Annotated in this window: 26 protein-coding genes and 3 pseudogenes; 2 read left to right on the forward strand and 27 right to left on the reverse strand. The window is 66.2% G+C overall.

All coding sequences use genetic code 11. The features are described 5' to 3' along the window. Nucleotides 1–318 precede the first annotated feature (318 nt). The 18 genes and pseudogenes from IPK85_04625 to IPK85_04710 all read right to left on the reverse strand — a co-directional run bounded on the left by IPK85_04625 (nucleotide 319) and on the right by IPK85_04710 (nucleotide 13,605). Nucleotides 319–1,419, reverse strand: coding sequence for a hypothetical protein (locus tag IPK85_04625; GenBank protein ID MBK8246669.1), 1,101 nt, complete (start codon nucleotides 1,417–1,419; stop codon nucleotides 319–321). A gap of 636 nt (nucleotides 1,420–2,055) precedes the next feature. Continuing rightward, nucleotides 2,056–2,778 carry a hypothetical protein gene (locus IPK85_04630; protein MBK8246670.1) on the reverse strand — a complete coding sequence of 241 codons (723 nt, stop codon included), beginning with the start codon at nucleotides 2,776–2,778 and terminating at the stop codon, nucleotides 2,056–2,058. Nucleotides 2,779–3,365: 587 nt separating this feature from the next. Then, nucleotides 3,366–3,677, reverse strand: coding sequence for a helix-turn-helix domain-containing protein (locus IPK85_04635; protein ID MBK8246671.1), 312 nt, complete (start codon nucleotides 3,675–3,677; stop codon nucleotides 3,366–3,368). A 23-nt stretch (nucleotides 3,678–3,700) separates the two neighbouring features. Beyond that, the gene (locus IPK85_04640) at nucleotides 3,701–4,129 is read right to left on the reverse strand and encodes a hypothetical protein (GenBank protein MBK8246672.1); all 429 of its coding nucleotides are present in this window, start codon (nucleotides 4,127–4,129) and stop codon (nucleotides 3,701–3,703) included. A 207-nt stretch (nucleotides 4,130–4,336) separates the two neighbouring features. Beyond that, complete coding sequence (locus IPK85_04645) at nucleotides 4,337–4,900, reverse strand: hypothetical protein (protein MBK8246673.1); 564 nt, start codon at nucleotides 4,898–4,900, stop codon at nucleotides 4,337–4,339. After that, on the reverse strand, nucleotides 4,897–5,337 hold the full coding sequence (locus tag IPK85_04650; GenBank protein ID MBK8246674.1) for a hypothetical protein: 441 nt from the start codon (nucleotides 5,335–5,337) through the stop codon (nucleotides 4,897–4,899). Before IPK85_04650 ends, IPK85_04645 begins: the two co-directional genes overlap by 4 nt. A gap of 1,244 nt (nucleotides 5,338–6,581) precedes the next feature. Then, nucleotides 6,582–6,938, reverse strand: coding sequence for a DUF5615 family PIN-like protein (locus IPK85_04655; GenBank protein ID MBK8246675.1), 357 nt, complete (start codon nucleotides 6,936–6,938; stop codon nucleotides 6,582–6,584). After that, a complete protein-coding gene (locus tag IPK85_04660; protein MBK8246676.1) occupies nucleotides 6,939–7,166 on the reverse strand; it encodes a DUF433 domain-containing protein in 228 nt (75 codons plus the stop codon). Between the two features lie 268 nt (nucleotides 7,167–7,434). After that, nucleotides 7,435–9,105, reverse strand: coding sequence for an AAA family ATPase (locus tag IPK85_04665; protein ID MBK8246677.1), 1,671 nt, complete (start codon nucleotides 9,103–9,105; stop codon nucleotides 7,435–7,437). Nucleotides 9,106–9,260: 155 nt separating this feature from the next. After that, nucleotides 9,261–9,581 (reverse strand): BrnA antitoxin family protein, encoded by a 321-nt coding sequence (locus IPK85_04670; protein ID MBK8246678.1) that lies wholly within the window; start codon nucleotides 9,579–9,581, stop codon nucleotides 9,261–9,263. Beyond that, on the reverse strand, nucleotides 9,550–9,894 hold the full coding sequence (locus IPK85_04675; GenBank protein MBK8246679.1) for a BrnT family toxin: 345 nt from the start codon (nucleotides 9,892–9,894) through the stop codon (nucleotides 9,550–9,552). Before IPK85_04675 ends, IPK85_04670 begins: the two co-directional genes overlap by 32 nt. Before the next feature lie 256 nt (nucleotides 9,895–10,150). After that, entirely contained in the window at nucleotides 10,151–10,396 is a 246-nt protein-coding gene (locus IPK85_04680) for a hypothetical protein (protein MBK8246680.1), read from the reverse strand. A gap of 151 nt (nucleotides 10,397–10,547) precedes the next feature. Then, complete coding sequence (locus IPK85_04685) at nucleotides 10,548–10,904, reverse strand: DUF5615 family PIN-like protein (protein MBK8246681.1); 357 nt, start codon at nucleotides 10,902–10,904, stop codon at nucleotides 10,548–10,550. Then, nucleotides 10,905–11,132, reverse strand: coding sequence for a DUF433 domain-containing protein (locus IPK85_04690; protein MBK8246682.1), 228 nt, complete (start codon nucleotides 11,130–11,132; stop codon nucleotides 10,905–10,907). 286 nt (nucleotides 11,133–11,418) lie between these two features. Then, nucleotides 11,419–11,706: an XRE family transcriptional regulator gene (locus IPK85_04695; protein MBK8246683.1), complete on the reverse strand. Its 288-nt coding sequence runs from the start codon at nucleotides 11,704–11,706 to the stop codon at nucleotides 11,419–11,421. Nucleotides 11,707–11,720: 14 nt separating this feature from the next. Next, nucleotides 11,721–12,065, reverse strand: coding sequence for a type II toxin-antitoxin system RelE/ParE family toxin (locus IPK85_04700; protein MBK8246684.1), 345 nt, complete (start codon nucleotides 12,063–12,065; stop codon nucleotides 11,721–11,723). 292 nt (nucleotides 12,066–12,357) lie between these two features. Beyond that, nucleotides 12,358–12,714 carry a hypothetical protein gene (locus tag IPK85_04705; GenBank protein MBK8246685.1) on the reverse strand — a complete coding sequence of 119 codons (357 nt, stop codon included), beginning with the start codon at nucleotides 12,712–12,714 and terminating at the stop codon, nucleotides 12,358–12,360. A gap of 675 nt (nucleotides 12,715–13,389) precedes the next feature. Further along, nucleotides 13,390–13,605, reverse strand: a pseudogene (locus IPK85_04710) (hypothetical protein). Nucleotides 13,606–14,324: 719 nt separating this feature from the next. Here IPK85_04710 and IPK85_04715 point away from each other — a divergent pair. Together IPK85_04715 and IPK85_04720 are read left to right on the forward strand one after the other, a co-directional pair. Beyond that, complete coding sequence (locus tag IPK85_04715; GenBank protein MBK8246686.1) at nucleotides 14,325–14,543, forward strand: hypothetical protein; 219 nt, start codon at nucleotides 14,325–14,327, stop codon at nucleotides 14,541–14,543. Further along, a complete protein-coding gene (locus IPK85_04720; GenBank protein ID MBK8246687.1) occupies nucleotides 14,540–14,980 on the forward strand; it encodes a type II toxin-antitoxin system VapC family toxin in 441 nt (146 codons plus the stop codon). Before IPK85_04715 ends, IPK85_04720 begins: the two co-directional genes overlap by 4 nt. A 130-nt stretch (nucleotides 14,981–15,110) precedes the next feature. Here the strand turns inward: IPK85_04720 and IPK85_04725 are convergent, their stop codons facing one another. The 9 genes and pseudogenes from IPK85_04725 to IPK85_04765 all read right to left on the reverse strand — a co-directional run bounded on the left by IPK85_04725 (nucleotide 15,111) and on the right by IPK85_04765 (nucleotide 21,074). Further along, nucleotides 15,111–15,857, reverse strand: a complete 747-nt coding sequence (locus tag IPK85_04725; GenBank protein MBK8246688.1) for a hypothetical protein — start codon at nucleotides 15,855–15,857, stop codon at nucleotides 15,111–15,113. A 630-nt stretch (nucleotides 15,858–16,487) separates the two neighbouring features. After that, nucleotides 16,488–16,781 (reverse strand): hypothetical protein, encoded by a 294-nt coding sequence (locus tag IPK85_04730; protein MBK8246689.1) that lies wholly within the window; start codon nucleotides 16,779–16,781, stop codon nucleotides 16,488–16,490. A 1,000-nt stretch (nucleotides 16,782–17,781) separates the two neighbouring features. Next, a complete protein-coding gene (locus tag IPK85_04735) occupies nucleotides 17,782–18,030 on the reverse strand; it encodes a DUF4411 family protein (GenBank protein ID MBK8246690.1) in 249 nt (82 codons plus the stop codon). 31 nt (nucleotides 18,031–18,061) lie between these two features. Continuing rightward, nucleotides 18,062–18,247 (reverse strand): annotated as a pseudogene (locus IPK85_04740) (DUF4411 family protein). 140 nt (nucleotides 18,248–18,387) lie between these two features. Beyond that, nucleotides 18,388–18,885 (reverse strand): ImmA/IrrE family metallo-endopeptidase, encoded by a 498-nt coding sequence (locus tag IPK85_04745; GenBank protein MBK8246691.1) that lies wholly within the window; start codon nucleotides 18,883–18,885, stop codon nucleotides 18,388–18,390. An 83-nt stretch (nucleotides 18,886–18,968) separates the two neighbouring features. Then, nucleotides 18,969–19,415, reverse strand: coding sequence for a helix-turn-helix transcriptional regulator (locus tag IPK85_04750; protein MBK8246692.1), 447 nt, complete (start codon nucleotides 19,413–19,415; stop codon nucleotides 18,969–18,971). A 284-nt stretch (nucleotides 19,416–19,699) separates the two neighbouring features. Next, nucleotides 19,700–20,290 carry a hypothetical protein gene (locus IPK85_04755; GenBank protein MBK8246693.1) on the reverse strand — a complete coding sequence of 197 codons (591 nt, stop codon included), beginning with the start codon at nucleotides 20,288–20,290 and terminating at the stop codon, nucleotides 19,700–19,702. 157 nt (nucleotides 20,291–20,447) lie between these two features. Next, entirely contained in the window at nucleotides 20,448–20,759 is a 312-nt protein-coding gene (locus tag IPK85_04760; GenBank protein ID MBK8246694.1) for a helix-turn-helix domain-containing protein, read from the reverse strand. Then, nucleotides 20,756–21,074 (reverse strand): annotated as a pseudogene (locus IPK85_04765) (hypothetical protein). The gene IPK85_04760 and the pseudogene IPK85_04765 overlap by 4 nt, the downstream one beginning before the upstream one ends. Between the last annotated feature and the right edge of the window lie 1,119 nt (nucleotides 21,075–22,193).

Below are 22,193 nucleotides of genomic sequence, written 5' to 3' on the forward strand. Positions count from 1 at the left end.
GCCTCCAGTCGATAGGAGGATGGCGGCGGCACGAGGTTGATCTGGAGGCCACTGCTGCAGCCAATCAGCGTGCACGTCTGATCGAACGCCTGTCCGCACCCCTGCGGTGCACCGCAGAGGCACGCGGTAACTGCAAGCGCTCTACTCAGTTTCACGGCCATTCCTCCGGATGCTCCCTGGTTATCACTGACAGCCTAACGTTTGCGGTCACTTGCGGGCTCTCTAAACAAGCCGACCCGCCCGGGCCGCACCCTGAGCATTGTACCACGGCCCGGGCGGGTCGGCCATCCCCCCGAGCCCGCCAAGTGCTCCGCGCTGTTAGGCTGCATGCGTCTGCTCACCGTGACCGACGGAGCTCCGCGCGTTGGATGACCACGCGGACCACCCCGTCCGCGCCCAGTCGCACGGTGTACGGAAGCCCCGCCCCGCCAACCCGTCGAACGGCTCCGGCTCCCGCGCCTGGGCCACGACGGTTCCCGTCCGGACATCCAGCACCTCTAGAATGCCGTCGTAGAGCTGCGACGCACCCACCGGGATCGGTCGCACGCGCCCTTCCCCCCGCCGGCCAGGCTCCCACTCCGCTCGCCCCCACTCAGCGCCCGCGGTGCGACCTACGATCCACCGGTAGCCATTCGGATCGTTCCAGACCCCAACGATCTGCGACTGTGGTGCACGCCCGCGCTGCTGCTGCTCGAGCGTGTCGTATGGCGCAAACCACGCACTGGAGGGCCGCAGCGTTCGCACGATCGCTCCCGTGCCATTCCGCTCCTCGACGCGATACTCGTGGTGGGTGCGGACGCTCCACCAGTTCCCGACGGCGCCCACCGCGAGGGCGCGGCCGTCGCGCGCAACGCAAGCGCTCATCGAGCGACAGCCCGCTCGCGCTCCGGGCTCCAGGACGGCCTCCGTCGCCCCGCTGCCAAGCACGCGTAGAAGGGCCGGATCTCGGGACAGGGGATCACGCACTGCAGGCTCGATCACGATGGCGCCGTTGGCCAGCAAGAGCGCGTTCCGGCTCGGCGGGAATGGGCGGCTCCGCAGCGACTGACCGTCCGCGCCGAACCAGGTGGCGCGACGCAGTCCAGGATCCAGGATGGCGAAACTGTCGCCGGCGCTCAGCAGGACCCGCGGCATGCGGAACTCACCGGGCCCCTCGCCCGGCCGCCCAACCCGACGGAGGAAGCGGCCCGCAGCGAACATCAGCACTTGAGGTGTGGAGCCCCAGATGTCGGCGACCACGACGCGCCCCCGCCGATCGACCGTGACGCTGCTCGGATGGCCGAAGAGCACCCCATCACCCGCGCTATCGCCCACCGTCACCAACGGGGCCAGCGTGATGCGACATCCGGCACACGGGTCCTGAGCCGCAGAGGTGGCCAAGGAGATGAACATCGCCGTGCCAATCAACACCGAGCGCATGAGTCCTCCCGTGCAGCCTAACGCCCACGGTTCGCCCGCGGGGCATCAAATAGAGCCGTCGCACCCCGCGACGACCTCCACTGTGATCTACTAGTCGCGGGGTGCGACGGCCAGCCCTCCGGCCCGACGGGCGCAACCGTTTGTTATGCTGCCCCGGGGGCGGCGACGCACCGCGAGGCCACCACCGGCACCCAAGCGGCCCCGGGCACCTTCGACCGACGCCAGGCCGGACCGGCCGCACGGGGCGCTGCGCGCGAGTTGGACACAGCGGGACCCGAGCGCGGTAATTCCCCTAGCAGTGGGACGCGAGGTAACTCGGGCGAGCCGGTGGGGACGACCAGCACCCCGAGCACGGTTGCCATAAAGCAGGCCGCGGGGAGCACGCGCGGGCCAGCCTCCCAGTACTCACCAGCCTTCATGCGCGTGGCCCCGCGGCCGGTCCCGACAGCATGATCGCAGACAAAAGCGATCTCGCCGGGGAGGCACTCACCACTCTCCCAGTCAGCATAACGACCCGCACTCTCGTGCGGGGCGGGTAATAAGAGCCGCCACACCCGGCGGCTGCTCTTGCTCTTACACTACTGGCCGCCGGGTGTGGCGGCCAGCCCCAACAGCCCCGGCACGAGCTGTGCGCTGTTAGGCCGCACCGCTTTCAGATTCGCCAAGATGCACGTGCCTTTGGATCATCAAGTCATTGAGCGTGCTTGTTGCATTCGGGAACTGCTTTCGTAGTGTTCTTTCCCAGACGCCCGCCAGTCGGCCGACTGCTCCATGGGTCACCGTCAGGTCTACCTCGCAGCCCGCGGCGTGCAGCACCACGGTCGGTACGTCGTCCGTGACCGGCTCAGGGATTCGCACCAGCGGCCTGAGGCCATCCGTTCCTGCAAGCGCGCCGAGGCGCAAGGCACCCATGACGAACTCGGTGCGCCCGGGGTCTGTGGCCACCGCCCACGTCAGCGCTCCATGCAGTGGGACCTGCTCTTCCAAGGTTCGACTGACCTCTCCGTCAAGGTGCTGGACCGCGTTGCGAAGTCCGGTGACGCTGGCCGTGCTCCGTAGAAAGATCTCCTTCGAGGGCGCTCGCGATGAGTAGTGCTTCAATCGCTGCACCAGACCGCGCAGTCGCTCAGTAGCATCGATCACTGTCCAGGCGTCCAGCATCAAGGTAGCATGCTCACTGGGGCTGTTCGCAGCCGCTGAGCGCGCGTACGAGATCAGCAACGAACGCAACCGGTGGTATGAGACATCCACGAACTGCATGGCAACACGCATACCCTCCAGACACCGCTTCTGCGCGGGGTCTACATTGTCGGGAAGCAGCAGCAGTGGTGACTTGTCGGTAATCAAAGGTGCATCCATATCGTTGGCGGCCTAACGCCCACGGTTCGCCCGCGGGCCATCAAATAGAGCCGTCGCACCCCGCGACGACCTTCCCTGTGATCTACTAGTCGCGGGGTGCGACGGCCAGCCCTCCGGCCCGACGGGCGCAACCGTTTGTTATGCTGCCCCGGGGGCGGCGACGCACAGCGAGGCCACCACCGGCACCCAAGCGGCCCCGGGCACCTTCGACCGACGCCAGGCCGGACCGGCCGCACGGGGCGCCGCGCACAAGTTGGACACAGCGGGACCCGAGCGCGGCAATTCCCCTAGCAGTGGGACGCGAGGTAACTCGGGCGAGCCGGTGGGGACGACCAGCACCCCGAGCACGGTTGCCATCAAGCAGGCCGCGGGGAGCACGCGCGGGCCAGCCTCCCAGTACTCACCAGCCTTCATGCGCGTGGCCCCGCGGCCGGTCCCGACAGCATGATCGCAGACAAAAGCGATCTCGCCGGGGAGGCACTCACCACTCTCCCAGTCAGCATAACGTTCGGGTTCAGCCGCGAGGGCCTATCATAAGACGCGGCGAAGCCGCGCACCATAGCGCCCTCGCCGGATGCAACCCTCTGTTATGCCGCGCCGCGGCGCGTGCCTTGATGCAAGGCGGCCGCCACCGCCTGGGGATTCCGGGCCGCCACCCGGAGTAAGGCCAGTGCCGGACCATCTGGCGTGCGACGGCCCTGTTCCCAGTTGCGCAGTGTGGCCACGCTGACGCCGATCATCAGCGCGAATTCCGTTTGCGACGTACCCAGCTTGTCCCGCACCGCCTTCACGTCAGCTGGCCGAAAGACCGTCACCCGACTGGGCTTCTGCTTCCCGCGTCGGATCCGACCCGCCTGCCGCACACTCGTCAGTAGTGCCTGAAACGCGGCGTCTTTCATCGGAACTCCTCCTCGACCGATGATCACATGCCCAGCACGCACACCCAGTCCTCCAGCGCGTAGAACCGCTCGAACGCGTCCGCCAGCTCCAAGAGCAGGTCCGCGACCTCGCCGCGGTGTTCGTAGACCTCGTCGTCCATGCGTGTACTGAAGGTAGCCACCAGGTGGAGGGCATCGCTCGCCTCGTCTGCCGTCATGCTGGGCAGCGCCTCGGCGACCCGGCGCCACTCAGCCGCTACGGCGAGCCCGACGGACCGTGGCACGTCGTTCATGCCGAAGTGGTCGTACTCTGGCAGGTATCTGGCCAAGATGCCCTCGGCCATCCCGAAGGCGTCCTCCCACACGAAGAGGAAGCCGTCCTGCCAGTGGCGCCCATCGTACCGGCCCGGCCCCACCTCCATGTAGCCGGTGGAATCAAGTTCGCTGGCGCGACGGCGGATCACGTAGTCCATGGTGGCGGTTCAGACGCGTCTCGGTGCGAACCCTGATTCAGGAAGAAGCCCGTGGCGGCATAACGACCCGGGCTCACTTGCAGCCGAGGTAAACAAAAGCCGTCCCGCCCCGGGCCAGCCTTTGCCATTCTACCGCGCCCGGGGCGGGACGGCCAGCCCCGAGCGGCTGACAAGTGCAGCCCGCTGTTAGACGGCACGCACGCACACCTACAGCCCATCGGACCGGGGCGAGGTCCAAGAACTGAACTGAATCGCCGCCCGGTCTCGCTCCCACTCGTGAGGGAAGATGAGGTCTGCTCCACCATCGTAGGGCGCCCACACCGCACCCGTTTCCGCATTCATCAGAAGGAAGGACGACCGATCCTCCGCGACTTCCATCAGGGCGGCATCGAAGTCGGCTGCACGCCACTGCACCAGCATGGCGAAGACAGACAGGTCGGGAAGGTCGTCGTCGTGGTCCGCTGGCCCCCACATCCCGGCGGGGCGAGCAGGTCCGATCCAGGGAAACAACGGATGCGCTGGCGCAAGAGCCTCCGTCGGGTCCCAGCTCAGTGCCACGAGCCAGGCGAGATCTTCGCCGACTATGGCTGCGGCGACCGCGTGGTGGCGGGCGAGTAGGATGGCGCGATCCTTCGTCGTCTCGGGATAGCGCCGGCCCTCCGGTAGCGAATGAATGCGGAGCCAACGCTCGGGGTAGGCCTCCCGAAGGCTATGGCCTTCTGGTCGCGTGTCGCCGAAATGTGAGTGCCAGGCGTCCGCGAACGTGCTCACGGACGAACTGCTACATCTCGCCAGCAGACCTCAAGATCGAAGTGCTCCGGGTGCGTGGGATCGCCCAGGGGGGCTCGTCGGAATTCAGCACTTGCGAAGATCGGATCCAGTGGCGGCTGCGACAGAATGGGGTCGAGCACGCGGCGTAGCTCTTCGGAGCGTCCTCTCTCCGGAGGAAGTGCGGGCCAAGGGTTCCCGGTGACGACGCCGGCTCGGTGTGCTTGCTGCCAGCGTCGCCAGATCTCCCAGTCCTCGCAGGCAAGGGCAAGCACTTCGGCAGTCACGAACTCCAGTTCGTAGCGCGGGCCAGACTCGTCGCTGTCGTCGTCCCAACGGGAGAAATAGCGCGCGGGCCGACCTCGACAGTCTGCGAAGCCGGCGCGCGGGCCGTCATGCCAATCGTTCACCGTGTACACGCGCTCGAACTCGTCAGGCATAGTACGAAGACTGGGTGCCGTCTAACGGCCACGGCTCTCTTGCAGCCGCTCAAATAAGAGGCTCCGCCCCGCGCGGTGCCCCTCGCTCTACCAACGTACCGCGCGGGGCGGAGGCAGCCAAGTACGGCTGTCAAGCGCTGCCGTTTGTTAGGCGGCACCCTGCGGGTCACTTGCGCCAAGTGACATGCAGCCACGCTGTGCTTCTACTCGGCACCTCTCGCTTGCTCGATGGTGCCTTCCGTCACACCGGTCGGCCGTCTACCCGACGCAGCTCCGGCAAGAGCAAGGTCCAGCAGGGCTACCACGACACAAAGGATAGAGAGTCTCGCCATGTCGACGGTCGTCGTCCAAGTCCCGGTACCAAGATCCGCGGCTACATCGGGACGTGCAGCGGGAGGGTCCCAGATGGGCATGAGTGGACCGAACTTGTGTTCAGTGAACACTTCGTGGTTGCTGTACGCGATGACTGGGCGCGGCCAGGGAAGGTCCAGAGTAATTAATGGCAAAGTCGAGTCGTCGAACGGATGATACGTCGCCTTCCACGGCGGGAAGAGGCAGATCGCCGCGATGGCAACGAGCGCTGCTCGCGAGAGCGGCCCTGCTCGGCGACCCAATCCCGCTCCGTAGGCCCCAGCCCACCGCCACGCTTTCGACGCCACCCGCGAAGCGGGAGCCAAGCGACTGCGCTCGGCGCCGGACGGAGCTGACGGCTGAGCGACTTCAGGCGCGCTCACCTCAGATAGAGCAGCGCCCTCCCGAGCGAGCTGCAGATCGATTAGCCCGTCCAAGAAGCGGCGCGCACCGTAGAGAAGAAGCCCGATAAGGACGACAAATTGCCCACCTCCACGGGCCTCCTCGTAGCTTCCTATGGACGCCGCTATCGCACCAATGACGCACAATGCTCCTATGATCGTCCCTCGGAGTCCCTCCGTGCGTTGCTGCTCTACCCTAGGTGGCTGCATAGTCTCGACGAGGCGCGGAATCCTACTGACTGAAGGAGCACGCGAGTATGTGTTACCTGTTGCTCCGGCGACAGGCCCACCGGACCCTCTTGCGGCGATTCTCACTCCTACTGCGTCGCATCGCCGGCGGACGCCGCCTGCCCAGTGGGCTCGCGCTCCAGCTCTCGGGAGCACACGCTCCCTTCCCACCGTGCCGCCTAACGACCTGTGCTGAGCGGCAGACGCAGTATCACCAAGCGGCGAAGCCGCGTCCTTGATGCGGCTGACCGCTCCTGCACGCTGTTAGGCATCGCCCGGCAGTCGTCCGAGGGGGAGAAACGCTGCGTCCGGGTGTGCCACGAACTCGCGAATCTGCGTCATACTGCCCCGCAGCAGGGCCGCGACGGCTCCCGTCGACGCATTCCCCTGCCGGATCCAAATCACTTTGGGCGGAAACCCGCGCCAGACGCTGAACCGCTGAAAATCTTCGTCCTTGGTGATGATGACGAACCCGTGAGCGCCGGCGTACGTCCAGATGGCCTCGTCCGACGGCCGGGCACCAAGCACGGACACGACGTCACGCGAGTCGGGGAACTCCGGCGCGAGGTCGCGGACCAGACGTGCCGACAGATTCTCGTCGAAGAGGAGCCGAACGGCCACTTAGGCCGCGGGAACGGGCATGACCCGGCGCTCGCGCTCCGCTGCAAAGGCCAAGCACGCCAGGATGTCGTCGTGCGTGAGCTGAGGAAAGTCCGCCAGGACGGCCGCCTCGCTCATCCCGCCGGCGAGATACCCGAGGACGTCCCCCACCGAAATGCGTGTGCCCCGGACGCACGGCTTCCCGAATCGGATCGCCGGGTCGATCGAGATGCGGCTCAGACGTTCCATGCCTGCACGCCAGAGCCGCCCAGTCGGGCCGTCAAGCCAGCGCCGGCGGTAAGCGGCCCCGGAGAACGCGCCCGGGCCCTTTGCCCGCCTCGCTCGGGTCATGCCCGTGCCGCTGAACGCAGCCAGAAGGCGACGAGTCGGGGCATCCCTCGAAGCGATGCCTAACGTCCGGGTTCAGTAGCGAGGGCGTACATACAGTGCGGCGCAGCCGCGCTCCATATGGCCCTCGGCGACTGCAACCCTCTGTTAGGCCTCAGCCTCGGAGCGCTCACGCGGGGATGCCATGTCGCTCGGGGTCAACCAGCCACCGCTTTACTCCCGACACGAAGCGCCACACGTCGTCGTCCGTCGGGGCGACGTAGCCGGAGGCCGCAGGGTCTTCACCCATACGCTGGAAGATGTCCACGAGCCAGGATGGGCCATGCCCGGATGCACCGAGCGGCTTGAGCCATGACTCTAGCTCACCGGTGGGTACAACGAATAGGCCGTACTCCTTCAGCTGATTGAACAGCTGCACGGCCGCCTCGCGCTCCGAACCGACCAGGATGTCGAGGCCGCCGTCGCGCTTCATATCCTTCTTAGTCCCCTCCATGGCCGTTTTGACCGTGCTGCGTATGGTCGCCAGTCCGCCGTGGAGACCCGCGGGCAAGTTCGCGCTCTGAAGTAGGTTCGCCCAGTTCTGCCCCCCATCCTTGATGATGTCGACGTCAACGACCGCTGCTGCAGGTATGCCAAGCTTGCGGAGCGGGCGGATGATCGTCTGCACTGTTTGCTTGTTCTGAGCGTTAATGAACAGGCAGTTTGGGATTCCCCACTCGGGCTTGAATTGAAGCAGTCGCTCGTTGACTTCTTGATAGAATGCCCGATCTGCGTCCGACTCGGTCACGACAACGAATTCATAGAAGAGACCGCTCAGAACGCCAGTCGACCGCAGCAGCGGATGACGCATTAGCTCGAGGATCTCATCACTTGGCAGGACACGAGCCGTGGCAACATTCGCACGATAGGTCAACCGAACGATATTGATCGGGGCGCCGGACTGAATGCACCCCATAACGAACGCCGGGCTATGGGTCGAGACGAAGACCCGCTTGTCGGCCACCTTCGCGGCCTTGGATACCTCCAGCGCGAGTTTGGAGGCCAGCGCGGGGTGGAGGAATGCTTCCGGCTCGTCAATAAGGATGACCCTGGGGTCTCCAGCGATTACTTCGGTCACGATTCCCGCAAATGCTTTGACGCCGTCGCTTGCTTGATCTATCAACAGAGCTTGTGAGTGAAACTCCACTGCCTCCTGATGGAGTCCACGTTCCTCCCTGTCATCTGCTGGCGCTCGCCCCGCAAGGCGGGCACGCAGCTGGCCCAGGTTGGTTGGATCGAGGGCAAAGTAGACTCCGAAGGCCTCGTGGATGATGCGCCTCACTTCATGTCGCTTGGCATCGTCTCGAAATAGTGCCTGAAAGCTGGACTGAGGCATTTGCTGCAGGTCGCCAGCATTCTGCTGATTCACAAGTGCGATGCGATTCTGACCGTTCAGCATGAGCGTGCTGTGGACCAAGAACCACTGGCAGAACAGCCGCGGATCGCTCGAAGGAGCCTGGAGGCGCTGCAGTAGCTGCGCCAGCGGCACCTGCTGGCGACTGTATCTGCTTCCCAGCATCACGTGGTCGACTTGAAGCATCTCCCCAGCGCTCGGCACTTGGCGCAGTGGTTCGATCGCCTTCTCGGCAGCGTCAGGGCTAAACGCCGAGAATGTGATCTGGTCGAGGAGCGCAGCGGCCGCGTTCTTGGTGCCACCTCGACAGTACTGCTCTATCTCGGCTAGTACTCGGCTCTTGCCAGAGTTGTTCGGGCCCACAAAGACGGTGACGGGCGACACATGGATGGTGTCCGCGGGGACGCCAGGGGAGCGACCGAACTTCAGTTGCAGTGTAGAAATCATGCGAGTATGTGAAGTATCACGCTGAGGCCTAACGTCCATGGCTCACAAGCGGGCGCTCCTATCAAGCCGTCCCGCCCGCCGCGGAACCTCGCCTTAGCATATCAGGCGGCGGGCGGGGCGGCCACCCCACGGCGCCCGGCTTGTGCAGCCATTTGTTAGGCCTCAGCCTTTCGGCGGCGGCGCCGCCCGCGCTCGGACGCCACCCGCTCCGACAGGTACACCTTCAGCAGCGATTGATAGGGGACGTCACGCTGATTCGCCTGCACCTTCAACTCCTCCAGCAGGTCGGCCGGCAAGCGGAGCGAGATCGTCTCCGTGCTGGGCTTGAGGCCCGGCAGCCGCACGCGGCGCGCCTGACTCCAGTCGACGTACTCCGTCGAGTCATGCGTCGCCCAAAACGCCCGCTCGGCATCCTCCGACGCAAACCGCGGCACCGGCCGGCGCTTACTCGTCGCTCGCTTCTTCGGCTCGCTCATAGACCCTCCGTTCCCGTCGATTCATGTCCCGAGCCGATAGCACCCGGATCAGGCTCCCGCGCAGGGTGAACACCAGAAACAGCCGCCGCTCGCCGGCCGTGCGGCCGAGCACGTAATACCGGGCCTCCGACGCCGAGTGTTTCGTGTCCGCGACCACCACGAGCGGATCCCGGAAGAAGACCTGCTCCGCCTCCCCCGGGCTGACGCGATGGCGCGCCCAGAGCTTGGGCGCATTCCCGTCATCCCAGTCGAAGCCGTCGCACCGCGCCAGGTCGTCGTAGACATCGGCCACAGGAAGGTATACGATACTCATATACGGCAGCGCAAGCCCCGGCCTGGAGGTCTGCGCGGCCACGGCCGACGGCGCCTGCGGATCTGAGGTGGGGAGGCCTGACGATCCCGAGCCCTCGCGCTGAGGCCTAACGTTCGAGCTCAACTGCGGGCGAGTTACCATACAACGCGCGCACTCCTGTGCGCGCATTCCCTGAATCGCCCGTCAGTTGCAGCGCATGTTGGGCGGCGGGCCGCGCGACACTCGACCTGTGTCGGTCCAACCTCGACGATTCTCGTTAGGCGTTAGATGTCGACGCCGTGGTGCCGCGCCACGCGTCCGCCGCAGACCACAGCGTCAGCGCAGCCAGATCCACCAGCACCAGAGCGACGGGCCATCCCGCGATCACGAACGTCGGCCAGAGCAGGACCAGTGCGATGAACGGCCCGAGGAACCGGCGCCCGACTTTGGCGCGGCCCTGCTCAAACTGCCCCCATCCGGGGACCAAAAGACTGAGCATCATGCACCGCGTGCGCTGCGTCATCGATTGCTCCTGAATTGAGGTAGGATCTCACCACATGCGGAAAAGTATGTCAGCCAGCCCCGCCGCCCAACGACCTGTGCTGAGCGGCAGCCGCTGTATCACCAAGCGGCGAAGCCGCTTCCTTAATGCGGCTGACCGCTCCTGCACGCTGTTAGGCATCGCCCGGCAGGCGTCCCAGGGGGAGAAACGCTGCGTCCGGGTGTGCCACGAACTCGCGAATCTGCGTCATACTGCCCCGCAGCAGGGCAGCGACGGCTCCCGTCGACGCATTCCCCTGCCGGATCCAAATCACTTTGGGCGGAAACCCACGCCAGACGCTGAACCGCTGAAAATCTTCGTCCTTGGTGATGATGACGAACCCGTGAGCGCCGGCGTACGTCCAGATGGCCTCGTCCGACGGCCGGGCACCAAGCACGGACACTACGTCACGCGAGTCCGGGAACTCCGGCGCGAGGTCGCGGACCAGGCGTGCCGACAGATTCTCGTCGAAGAGGAGCCGGACGGCCACTTAGGCCGCGGGAACGGGCATGACCCGGCGCTCGCGCTCCGCCGCAAAGGCCAAGCACGCCAGGATGTCGTCGTGCGTGAGCTGAGGAAAGTCCGCCAGGACGGCCGCCTCGCTCATCCCGCCGGCGAGATACCCGAGGACGTCCCCCACCGAAATGCGTGTGCCCCGGACGCACGGCTTCCCGAACCGGATCGCCGGGTCGATCGAGATGCGGCTAAGAAGTTCCATGCCTGCACGCTAGAGCCGCCCAGTCGGGCCGTCAAGCCAGCGCCGGCGGTAAGCGGCCCCGGAGAACGCGCCCGGGCACTTTGCCCGCCTCGCTCGGGTCGTGCCCGTGCCGCTGAACGCAGGCAGAAGGCGAGGAGTCGGGGGCATCCCTCGAAGCGATGCCTAACGTTTGCGTTCATTTGCGGGCGACCACAACCAAGCCGACCCGCCCGGGCCGCCCCTCAGCAAGTCTACCGCGGCCCGGGCGGGTTGGCCAGCCGCTCAGCCCGCCAAAAGCAACGCTCTGTTAGGCAACCCGCTTCCGCTTCTTCGTTTGTACGGTGACTGCGACCCCGAGCCGGGCCAGCAACTCGACCAATGCATCAATGCTGAACTGCTCGATCTTGCCTCGCCGGAGCGCACTGACCCGCGGTTGAGACACACCCAGCACCTTGGCGGCCCGGACCTGGGTCAGGCCGCGATCTTCGAGTGCCTGATTGAGCGTGATCATCAGATCGCTGCGAATGAGGAGGTGCGCCGCCTCCTCCAGCGGGAACCCCAGGTCGACAAACACGTTGCCCGAGCCACGACGCATGCGCACGGCCATGTCTACTTGCCTCCCTTCGAGCGTTCGCGCAGCACCGCCTGGTACCGCGCCCGGCCGAGCTCGAGATCGAGCCGGGGAGTCTGTTGCGACTTCTTCTGGAACACGTGCAGGACGTAGACGGCCTCCGCGAACTTGGCCACAAAGAAGAGTCGGAAGGCTCCGGCGACCCGGACCCGAATCTCCCACACCCCGGCACCCACGGTGGCCATTGGCTTTCCATCGCGCGGCTCCCGCCCCCGCTGCACTTGGCGGAGGTCGTATCCGAGCTCGCGCCGGACTTCGGCCGGAAGGGCCCGAAGGTCCGCGTGAGAGCTGCCCACCCAGGTGACAGATTTCTCGTGCACCACGGACTATACCAGAACCGATATACGCGCGCAAGGCGCGGGCGCGCTCAGCACGCTCTTCGTCTCCGCGAGACGGGATCCCGGCAACGGTCTCCTCTCACGTGCCGCCATCTGCCTCAGGGTTGCCTAACGTTCGGGTTCTGCCGCGCCGCATCCAACCAAAGCGGAGTGGGCCGGCGCCGGACCCTGCCCGTACGATGATAGGCGCCGGCCCACTCCGCCAGCCGCGCGGCGGCGGCGGCAGCAACCCACTGTTATGCCGCAGGCCATGGCAGGCCCCCCGCATGGACACGGATCACAACGCCCAGACTAGGACGCCACTGACATAGCGGACCGGTGCGTTGCGCCACACGGGGGCATACCGCGCCCGCACTTCCGCGAGAAGGCGCGGGAACGCGGGCGTCGGACGCCAACCAATCCCGAGATGCGACGCGACGGTGTGCCGCAGCGGCCTGATCCCCTCGAAGCCCCAGCCGTCGATCCGCGCGGCTCCCGCCAACACGTACCAGTGGCCTCGATCCATCACGGCGCGGCTGAGAACAACGCTGCCGCCGAGCATAACCAAGTGCCGGTATCCCCCCGGGCCGCCAATACCACCGCCGCTAGTGGAGACCGCGTCGTTCTCCACGTTGGGCGAATAGGACCAACCCACTTCAGGCCGTATGGCGACAGAGCCCGCCACGCCGAGCCGGACTCCGAGCTAGGGTGATCCCAGTCCCAAACGTTCCTCCCACCGTCTGTCCGTGGAGCCCCCCACCCAGCTCAAGTCGCGGCACTTGCGCCGCAACACGGCAAGCGTTCAGCGGCACACTGAAGGCCAGAAGCCCGCGCAGGACTAGGTGGTGGCTACTCATGCGGATGCGGACACGCCTCCAAGGTGCTCACCACGACTAAGGCGGGCGTGAGTGTTCATTCTGACGGCATAACGTCACGCTTCTGCGGCGCGGCGTCCAACAAGAGGCCGCCATGCCGCAGGGCATGGCGGCCTACAATAGCACATCGCCGCGCCCGCAGCAAGCGACTGTTAGGCACCAGTAGCGCGACCCCCGTCGGCCTGAGGCAACCCGAGCACACGCGGACTGTGGTCTAAGATCGGAGCGTCTCCCAGCATGTAGAATGCTGCCTCGGCCTCGAGGTCGATCGTCACCGAGAGCTCCTCATGCCTGACGGCATAGTCCGTGAATGACCCGTCGGCCGCGTACACTCGAAAGAACGGGAGCCCGTCAGCGAAGCTGCGACAGAGCACACCCCTCGCCCCCGCAGCCGGGCGCGCCTCCACCGCGACCCCACCGTACTGAACCACGTCGGAACGGTCAGGGTGTCGAGCGAACTGTTCGCGGAAGGCATCTTCGGCCGCCTTCAGGCCCTGTTCAGTAAGCGTGACCGACTTGGCCTTGTTCACAGGGTCGTATATGAGCCCTTTCGCGTGCAGGCGGCCCATGGCGTCCCAGTCGAACGACTTCCAGGCCCGTCGTTCTTCATGAAGCGTCAGGTACAGCAGGCCGAGGATGGCAGCGTCGACTCGTTCGGTGTCGATGTTCATGGGCCAAGAACGCAAATGTCCGACTGGGTGCCTAACGCCCACGGTTCGCCCGCGGGCCATCTAATAGAGCCGTCGCACCCCGCGACGACCCTCCCTGTGATCTACTAGTCGCGGGGTGCGGCGGCCAGCCCACCGGCCCGGCGGGCGCAACCGTTTGTTATGCTGCCCCGGGGGCGGCGACGCCCAGCGAGCCGTGCGCCGCCAGCCGGGCGGCCCCGGGCACCCTCGACCGTGGCCGCGCGCGGACGGCCGCCCCAGGCACCGCTCGCGGTTGGGCACAGCGGGCCCCGAGCGAGGCACCTCCCCGTGCAGTGGGACCCGAGGTAACGCGAAGGAGTCGGTGGGGGCGACCGACGCCGCGGACACGGTTCTTATAGAACAGGGCGCGGGGAGCACGCGCGCGCCGGAATTCCGGTGGGCGCCGTAATCCATGCGCGTGGCCCCGCGGCCGGTGCCGACAGCTTGACGTCCGTCAGAACAGCGCCCTGCTGCTGACGAGGCACCCACGACTCTTCCGGTCAGCATAACGTTAGGGTTCTGCCGCACCGCCTCTAAACAATGCGGAGTGGGCCGGCGCCGTGCCCTGCCCGTACAATGAAGGGCGTCGGCCCACTCCGCCAGCCCCGCGCGGGGTCGGCAGCAACCCACTGTTATACAGCCGACGGCTTGCTGGAAGCTGTATGCCGCCCTATCCTTCTCCGCACCCTCACCCCTATCCAATGTCGTCGACCCGCCCCGTGCTCAAGCGCAAGAACATGCTCATGGATCAGCGCAAGCTCGACGCCGCCCGCCGCGCCTTGGGGACAGACACGGAGACCGCCGCCGTCGATGCCGCCCTCGATCTCGTCGTGTTCCGGACGGAGGTCTTCGATGGACTCGATTCCCTCGTGGCGGCGGGGGGCCTGGCGTCGGTCGAGACCGGGCGGCGCGCGGGGTGATCTACACGCTCGACACGAACGTCGTGGTCGACGCATTGCGGCAACCCGACGAGATGGAGGAGCTGAAGGCCTTTCTCACGTGGGCCCTCCCGCTGACCGTCCTGTCCAGCGTGGTCGTTGCGGAACTCGCCGCCGGGGCGCGGACCGAGCGCGCCCGGCGCGCCCTCGACGAGGGGCTCGTGGGCACCTTCGAGCGCCGCGCGCGCATTCTCGCCCCCTCACGTCACGCATGGCATCGGGCCGGCGCAGCGCTGGGGCGCAGCGGCGCCAGCAGCGTGAGCGCGAGTCGACAGAATGATGTGTTGCTCGCGTTCCAGGCACGCGAGGTCGGCTGGACGCTCATCACCCGCGACCAGGATTTTGCGGCGCTCCGCTCGCTCGTGCGCGGGCTCAAGGTGGTGGCACCATTCCCCACGCGGCCTACGTCTCGGGACTGACTGTATAACGACCACGGCTCTCTTGCAGCCGCTTCTATAAGAGCCTCCGCCCCGCGCGGTGCTCTTCGCCCTGCAACGTTACCGCGCGGGGCGGAGGCTGCCAAGGGCGGCTGTCAAGTGCTGCCGTCTGTTAGGTGGCACCCCGCGCACGCCGCAGGGCGTCCAGCACCGCCGCCACCGTGGCCGCATGCTGGCGCGCCCGTGGCATCGCCGCCGCACAGTCGCCGAGCTGCGCCCCATACCAACCGAACTGCTGGTGGTTCGCACCCTCCAGACGCACCCAGTGGGTCGCCGCCGGCAGTAGCGACGCGTTCGCGAGGGTCGCCGTGGTGTCGGCCACACAGTCGCGCGTGCCGTAGACCTTCGTCACAGGCAACGTCAGTGCCGCCAGGCTAATCCGTTTGGGGTGGGTCGTGCCGATCAGGACCAGGCCCGCCAGGCCACTCGGAGCCTGCGCAGCGAACTGGGCGCTCAAGGCGGCGCCCCGGGAATGTCCAGCCAACACCCACGCCCGAGGGCCCGGCCCGGCCTGCACCGCGGCGATCCGCGCCCAGACGCGCGCCTGCCCGCTCGCCGTCGGGGCCGCGCGCCAGGGCAACCGCACCAGTACGGCCGCATAGCCGGCGTCCGCGACCGCGCGCAGCAGGGGAACGTACGCCACCGGATCGACGGCGGCCCCCGGGAGGAAGATCAACCCGGTCGGTGCCTGAAGCCGCTGGGGCGTAAAGCGGAGCGTGGCGCCGTCGTCGGTCACCGCCACCGCGGCCGATGACGCGAGCAGTGCGGGATCAACGCCCCGGGCTTGAGCATTCCACGCCAGCCACGCGATAAACGCGAGCCCACACGTGACCCAGATCCGACGGATCCACTTACGCAATGCCACCCCTCTTTCTGGTGCCACCTAACGACCCACGGTTCGCTTGCGGGCCATCAAATAGAGCCGTCGCACCCCGCGACGACCTTGCCTGTGATCTATCAGTCGCGGGGTGCGACGGCCAGCCCCCGGCCCGGCAGGCGCAACCGCAAGTTATACCGTCGCGGGGGCGGCGACGCGCAGCGAGCCACCGACCGCCATCCAATCGCCCCCGTGCACTGACGACCCCCGCGGTCCGCCGGCGGCGGCCACGGGCGCCGCTGGCCAGGACGCACCAACGGGACCCGGGGCGCGGTTCTGCCGCCCCTGGAAGGACACGGTGTCCAACCACGCGGGCGCGTTATCCGCTGGTGACAGTTGCTCCCGGCGTGCTGTGTGGCCGTTGCGGATAACGCGCCCGCGCACCGACAGTATGAAGTCAGTAGAACCAAGAGAGAAGAAGCCGGCGCTGCACCCACGACTCTCCCAGTCGGTATAACGTTCGGGTTCTGCTGCGCCGCATCCGATAAGAGCGGGATGGGCCGGCGCCGTGCCCGCTCCATACAATGAAGGGCGCCGGCCCACCCCGCCAGCCCCAACGCGCCGCCAGCAGCAACCCATTGTTATGCCGCCGGAAGATCCTGCGTCGTGGGCTTAAAGAAGCCCAGCGTCCGGCACTTCTCCAGCAGCCCACGAATGCAGCGTCTCCGGTGAGGTCAGGCTGACGAAGAAGTCATCGTGAAAGGACCGGAAGCGCACGCGATGCCCTTCTCCAGGGAGCATGGTCAGCCGAAGCGCACGGGGGCCTTCTTCCTCCGGATACATGCGCTGCGCGTAAGGCCATGACTCACCACGCTTCGCGTAGCGCACATATCGCCTGGCGTCATCGAACTGCGATTCCAGAGCGGTCTCCGGGCCGAGTTTCCACGCGAGGTAGTTGAAGGCCATGTGATAGAGGCCTCGCCGGAAGCGCAGGTCACTGTACTGTGGAGGGTCTTTGGGGCCGTGATCCGCAAGATTCCTTCCTCGACCACTACGTGGTCCTTCGGCGCCGCGATTCTGACCTTGCCATCGGCAAGCCGCTCGAGAGAGTCGGTCATTCGAGAGCGCTTCTTTCCTCGTTTCCCGGGGACCTGCCAGAGGACGAGCACCGGCCAGATTCGATTGTGATGCGCCACCGCCGCATCGTACTTGGACAGAGCGTTGCCGCATCCATCGCACTCCGCACCCTTCGGAAGCGTGAGGTCATTCTGCAGAATTGCCTCCGGGAGCACGTGTGGAGCGTGCTTCGAAGGCCTCGCCTCTCTACAGTAGATGCACGTCACGTCCGCACGGTCGGCATAACGACCCGCGGTTCGCCCGCAGGCCAGAATACAAAAGCCGCCGCACCCCGCGACGACTCCGCCCTGTGATCTACTAGTCGCGGGGTGCGGTGGCCAGCCCCACGGCCTGTCGGGCGCTACCGCTTGTTATGCTCCCGCGGGGCCGCTGACGCTGAGCGAGCAGCCCGCCGTCCCTCCGTTCGGCCCCGTGCACCCTCGACCGACGCCAGGTCTCGGACGGACGCGAGCGGCGCCGCGCCTGGGCCGACCACCTTGGTACCCGAGGCACTCCCTCCCGCCGGGCACCCCCCGAGCACCGTGTTCAACCGGCGGCCGCGTTATCCGCTGGTGACGGTTGCTCCCGGTGTGCTGTGTGGGCGTTGCGGATAACGCGGTCGCGACCCCGCCGCCGGTCGTGCCGTTGAAACAACAACGCCAGTGCTGGGGACAGAACCACCACTGCCCCAGTGAGCATAACGACCCGTGCTCACTTGCGCACCGGGTGAACAGAGCCGTCCCGCCCGGGGCGTCTCCTCACATTCTACCGCGCCCCGGGCGGGACGGCCAGCCCAGATCAGGTGCGCCAAGTGCAGCACGCTGTTAGGCGCCGACCAGCGAAGCTCGACCTAGTACTTCCACCCCAAGCTCGTGAGGAGACCCTTCATATCGGTACAGGGAATGCCGAAGTGTTGGCAGACATTGGGGATCTTCGCAGCGTTTGGTTTCATCACCTCCTCGGTGACTACCGACCACCCAAGGGCCTTCGCGCGTGCGATTAGGAATGGATCTGCCACAGGCTGCCCTCGAAGCCGCTGCTTCTCTCCGATGAGCTGTTGAAAGTGCGGCACCCGAAAGATCTCGGCGACCATTTCCATTTCGACCTCCGTCGGAGGGGGAACAGTACGGAGTTCCTGTTGCCCAGTTGCCGAGGTGCTCGCTTGCATCCTGCAGGTCCAGCTCCTTCTTCACTTCTCGCACTGAGCCGATGTGCCCGTCCCCCACCGCTTCGTCGAACTGGACCCAGAAAGTCGGGAAGACATCCGGATAGTAGTTGCCGAGCACACGCAATGAGCTGGTATCAACGATGAACATCCCCGTTCACCGCGTGGTAAAGAGGAAGTCTTCGAACTTGCCGATATTGCGCGCGCGCATGCGGAGATGCTCTGACATTTCTGCGAGAGAGATGCGGCCGCTCCGCAGCTGCGCGAAGGCTAGCTGAACGAAAGTCTTGCTCAGATATGCTGATTGCGTTGCGTAGTAACTCCCTCCCCCTCGTCGCCACCGTTGTCGCGCGCTGGCTCCGAAGCCCACACTGCGGCCTGTCTCAGATACTCGTCCGATGTGACTAGCTCTCGGTCTCGTAGCTTGCGGAGAATGACCTCGCGACTGACGCAATAGCGTTCAGCCATGTCGTCTACGATGGCGTCCAGGTTGCCTCCATGGAGTTGACTCCAAGGAAACGATGCGTCTGGCACGAGAGCCTCGGCGGCGTAGCGATTGCAGGCGGTTTCAACCTCACGATTCGCTGGGGAAAAACGCCCCTGAATGCTCAGATCGACCGTCGTCATCGAGCTCAGGCCGAACAGCAGGTGGGCCAGCTCGTGGAGTAGAGTGAAGGTCTGACGGGTGAAGGGCGTGCTGTTGTTGACAACAATGATGGGGAAGAGATCATCGTGGAGGCAGAACCCCGACACATCGCGGTCGTCGAACGACCGCTTGAAGACGAACACTCCCACTCTTTCCAACGCTGCTCGCCATGCGTCCATGCCCCGACGAGCATCTGGCCATCGCAGTTGCTCCTCAAGGGATACGCCTAGGTACTCGCGAGTTTCCCGAGCAACTCGCACAATGTCTGAGCGCCGCGTAAGCTGAAGGTCTCTGAGAACAAAGCGTTCCGCAGGATTGCGCCCCCAGAGAGCTCACGCAGCGAAGCCTGAAACGCGTGTGCGTCACGCAGGGCGTATCGCGTGTCAGGGCCGAGAGCCTCCAGGTCAGCATCGGGTAGAGTGCGAAACTCGCTGCGGACGGGCGCCTCCTCCGGTGGTGATGGGAGGAAGAAGAGGGCAACGGGGCGCTTGTAAAGAGTCTCGGCGAGCCGTTCGAGCTGACCGTATGCCGGGAACGCCTCGCCGCTCTCCCAGGCGGCAATCACCTCCGGCGGCTTTCCCAGCCGCTCAGCGACCTCAGCGACGCTGAGCCCGGCGCGTTCCCGTGCCCAGAGTAATACGCTTGGATTGACCGAGCTTGCCCGTTGGACCATACCGCTAAGTCGTTGAGAGCTTTGATGTTACGGGAGGGGCGCCGTGGGATTCAGCGGGTGCGACACGACCCAAAAGGGCTTCGCTGAGGGCGAATCATAGCTGCTGGAGGCCGGGGACCGCGAGGGTACCCTCAGACGGGCCGCCTCTCTTCGCTGGGGCAAGGAGGCTTAGCACCCTGATGCATGCACATGGGCCCTCGGCCCATCGGCGCCTAACGACCCACGCTCACGGGCGGGGCCTTCAATAAAAGCCGCCGCACCCGGCGGCTGCCCTTGCCTTTACACTACTGGCCGCCGGGTGCGGTGGCCACCCCCGGCCCCGTCCCGTGCTGCGTGCTGTTAGGCCACAGCGCCGCTCGGCCATCTGGTCGCTGCGCCGCCCCCAGTCCCCAGCCAAAGGCCACCGAGAAGTACGTCGGCCACGCCTTCCGGTCGCGGTAGAAGCCCACCCCGACCTCGACCTGCTTGCGCCATCCCCGGTACTGCAGGCCAACGTCGCCCCCGTACACCGCCCTACTCTGTGAGAGGTTGCTGTTGGTCATCAAACCGCCACCACTGACATACGGCCACCACCCCTGGCCACCGCGTGTCCGCGCGACCACAGGCGAAGCAATCAGCCGGCCGCTGATCCCTCCAATGCCGACGCCCACCCCCACACCCCAGTGCTCGACGGGCCGGTGCACATACTCAAGCCCAGCGCCCGCTCGGGCCCCTCCGAATCCCACCAGCAAGGTGGAGCGATGGTGGGGTGCGATGCGCTGGGTCGACGATGTGTCCTGGGCGCCGAGGGCCCACGGCCTGAAGAGCAGGATCACGATCGCTCCTCCCAACCCCCAGGGCCGGCGCGATCGCGCACGAAACGACATGAGTCGCATGTACTCCTCCACTCCATATGATTCGCCACCACCTCAGCAGAGCGCGGCTTCACTCGCTCGTTCCATGTGGCCTAACGTCTGGGTTCAGACGCGAGGGCTTATCATAAGACGCGGCGAAGCCGCGCACCATAGCGCCCTCGGCGACTGCAACCCTCTGTTATGCTGCGCCGCGGCGCGTGCCTTGATGCAAGGCGGCTGCCACTGCCTGGGGATTTCGGGCCGCCACCCGGAGCAAGGCCAATGCCGGTCCATCTGGCGTGCGTCGGCCCTGCTCCCAGTTGCGAAGCGTGGCCACGCTGACGCCGATCATCAGCGCGAATTCCGTTTGCGACGTGCCCAGCTTGTCCCGCACCGCCTTCACGTCCGCTGGCCGGAAGACCGTGACCCGGCTGGGCTTCTGCTTCCCGCGTCGGATCCGACCCGCCTGCCGCACACTCGTCAGTAGTTCCTGAAACGCGGCGTCTTTCATCGGAACTCCTCCTCGACGATCCGTCGAAGCAGTTTCAGTTGCGCGGGCGTCAGATCGCCCTGCTCATTCTTGGCGTACAAGTACAGCATGTAAAACGTCTCCACTCGGGGCGTCCCAGTAGTAGATCACCCGGACGCCACCGCGCTTCCCCCGATCGCCGGTGCCCCACCGCAGCTTCCGCAGCCCGCCCGAGCCGACCAACACCGGGCCCTGCTCGGGGCGGAGGAGCAAGGCCAGCTGCAGCGCCCGGTACGTCGCGTCATCCAGCGTCCGGCGCAGACTCGCCGTGAAGACGGGCGTCTCGATGAAGCGCATGTGGAATGGTACGCCATTGGCGCACTGCCGTCAACGCCCGCCGCTGGGAGGAACCCACCTGGGCACATCCTGATTGCTGGCGACCCCCAACCGGCAGCATAACGTCCTGGCTCACTTGCCGGGCAGGTCAACCAAGCCGGCCCGCCCGGCGCGGACCTCGCATATCCTACGGAGCGCCGGGCGGGACGGCCATCCCTTCCGCCCGGCCAAGTGCAGCCACGGGTTAGGCAGACCCTCCCGCTCCCGTTCCCACCTAGCACCCGCTGATGCCCGCCATCGCTCCGCCCGACAGCAGGTTGTACGTTGGCACAATGCGCCATGCCTGGCCCACGCGCACCATGGACAACACGGCTGGTGACACTGGGCCTCTGGCGGCCCTCCACTCGATTCGCCGCAGTCTCCGCTAATACGTACGCCCGGGCACTATCCGCCACCAGTGCCCCTAGTGTCCTCAGTCGAAAGAGATGCGCTTGGATGGACTCGAAGCTTCGTGTGTCGCAGCCGCGCTCTCGCAACATGCGACGGATCCGACTGGTCGGGTCCACCGCCTCCAACCATCGCGCCCCGGCCTCTTCAACCGTCAGGGCGAGCAGCGCCTCGAGGCTGCTGATTCCCGCATACTCGTCTGAGTAGTCGCGGAACCTGCGCTCCGGCCATCGCGCCATGTCTCGAATCCGCCATTCCGCGACGGCACGCGGCAACGTCGTGTCTGCGGCCATCAGGGACTCCACCGTTGGGCGGCTCATCGGCAATTCCGCTCGTGCATGCTGAATCCGCTCGCGAAGCCGCCGCCCGACCGCAGCAGAGTCGAGAAGGCGCGCCGCACCGGCCCAGTCGGCGCGATCGACCGCCGCGTAGAAGCTATCCGCGACCGCGCGCACCGCAGCCGGCTGCGCCTCGCCTCGCTGGCTTTGCCACGCGATCGCCATCAGCCACACGACACGTACTCGCATGTCTCCTCTTGTTCTGCCTAACGCCCACGGTTCGCCCGCGGGCCATCAAATAGAGCCGTCGCACCCCGCGACGACCTCCCCTGTGATCTACTAGTCGCGGGGTGCGACGGCCAGCCCTCCGGCCCGCCGGGCGCAACCGTTTGTTATGCTGCCCCGGGGGCGGCGA

The organism is Gemmatimonadota bacterium (genome assembly GCA_016712265.1).
GTDB lineage: Bacteria > Gemmatimonadota > Gemmatimonadetes > Gemmatimonadales > Gemmatimonadaceae > RBC101.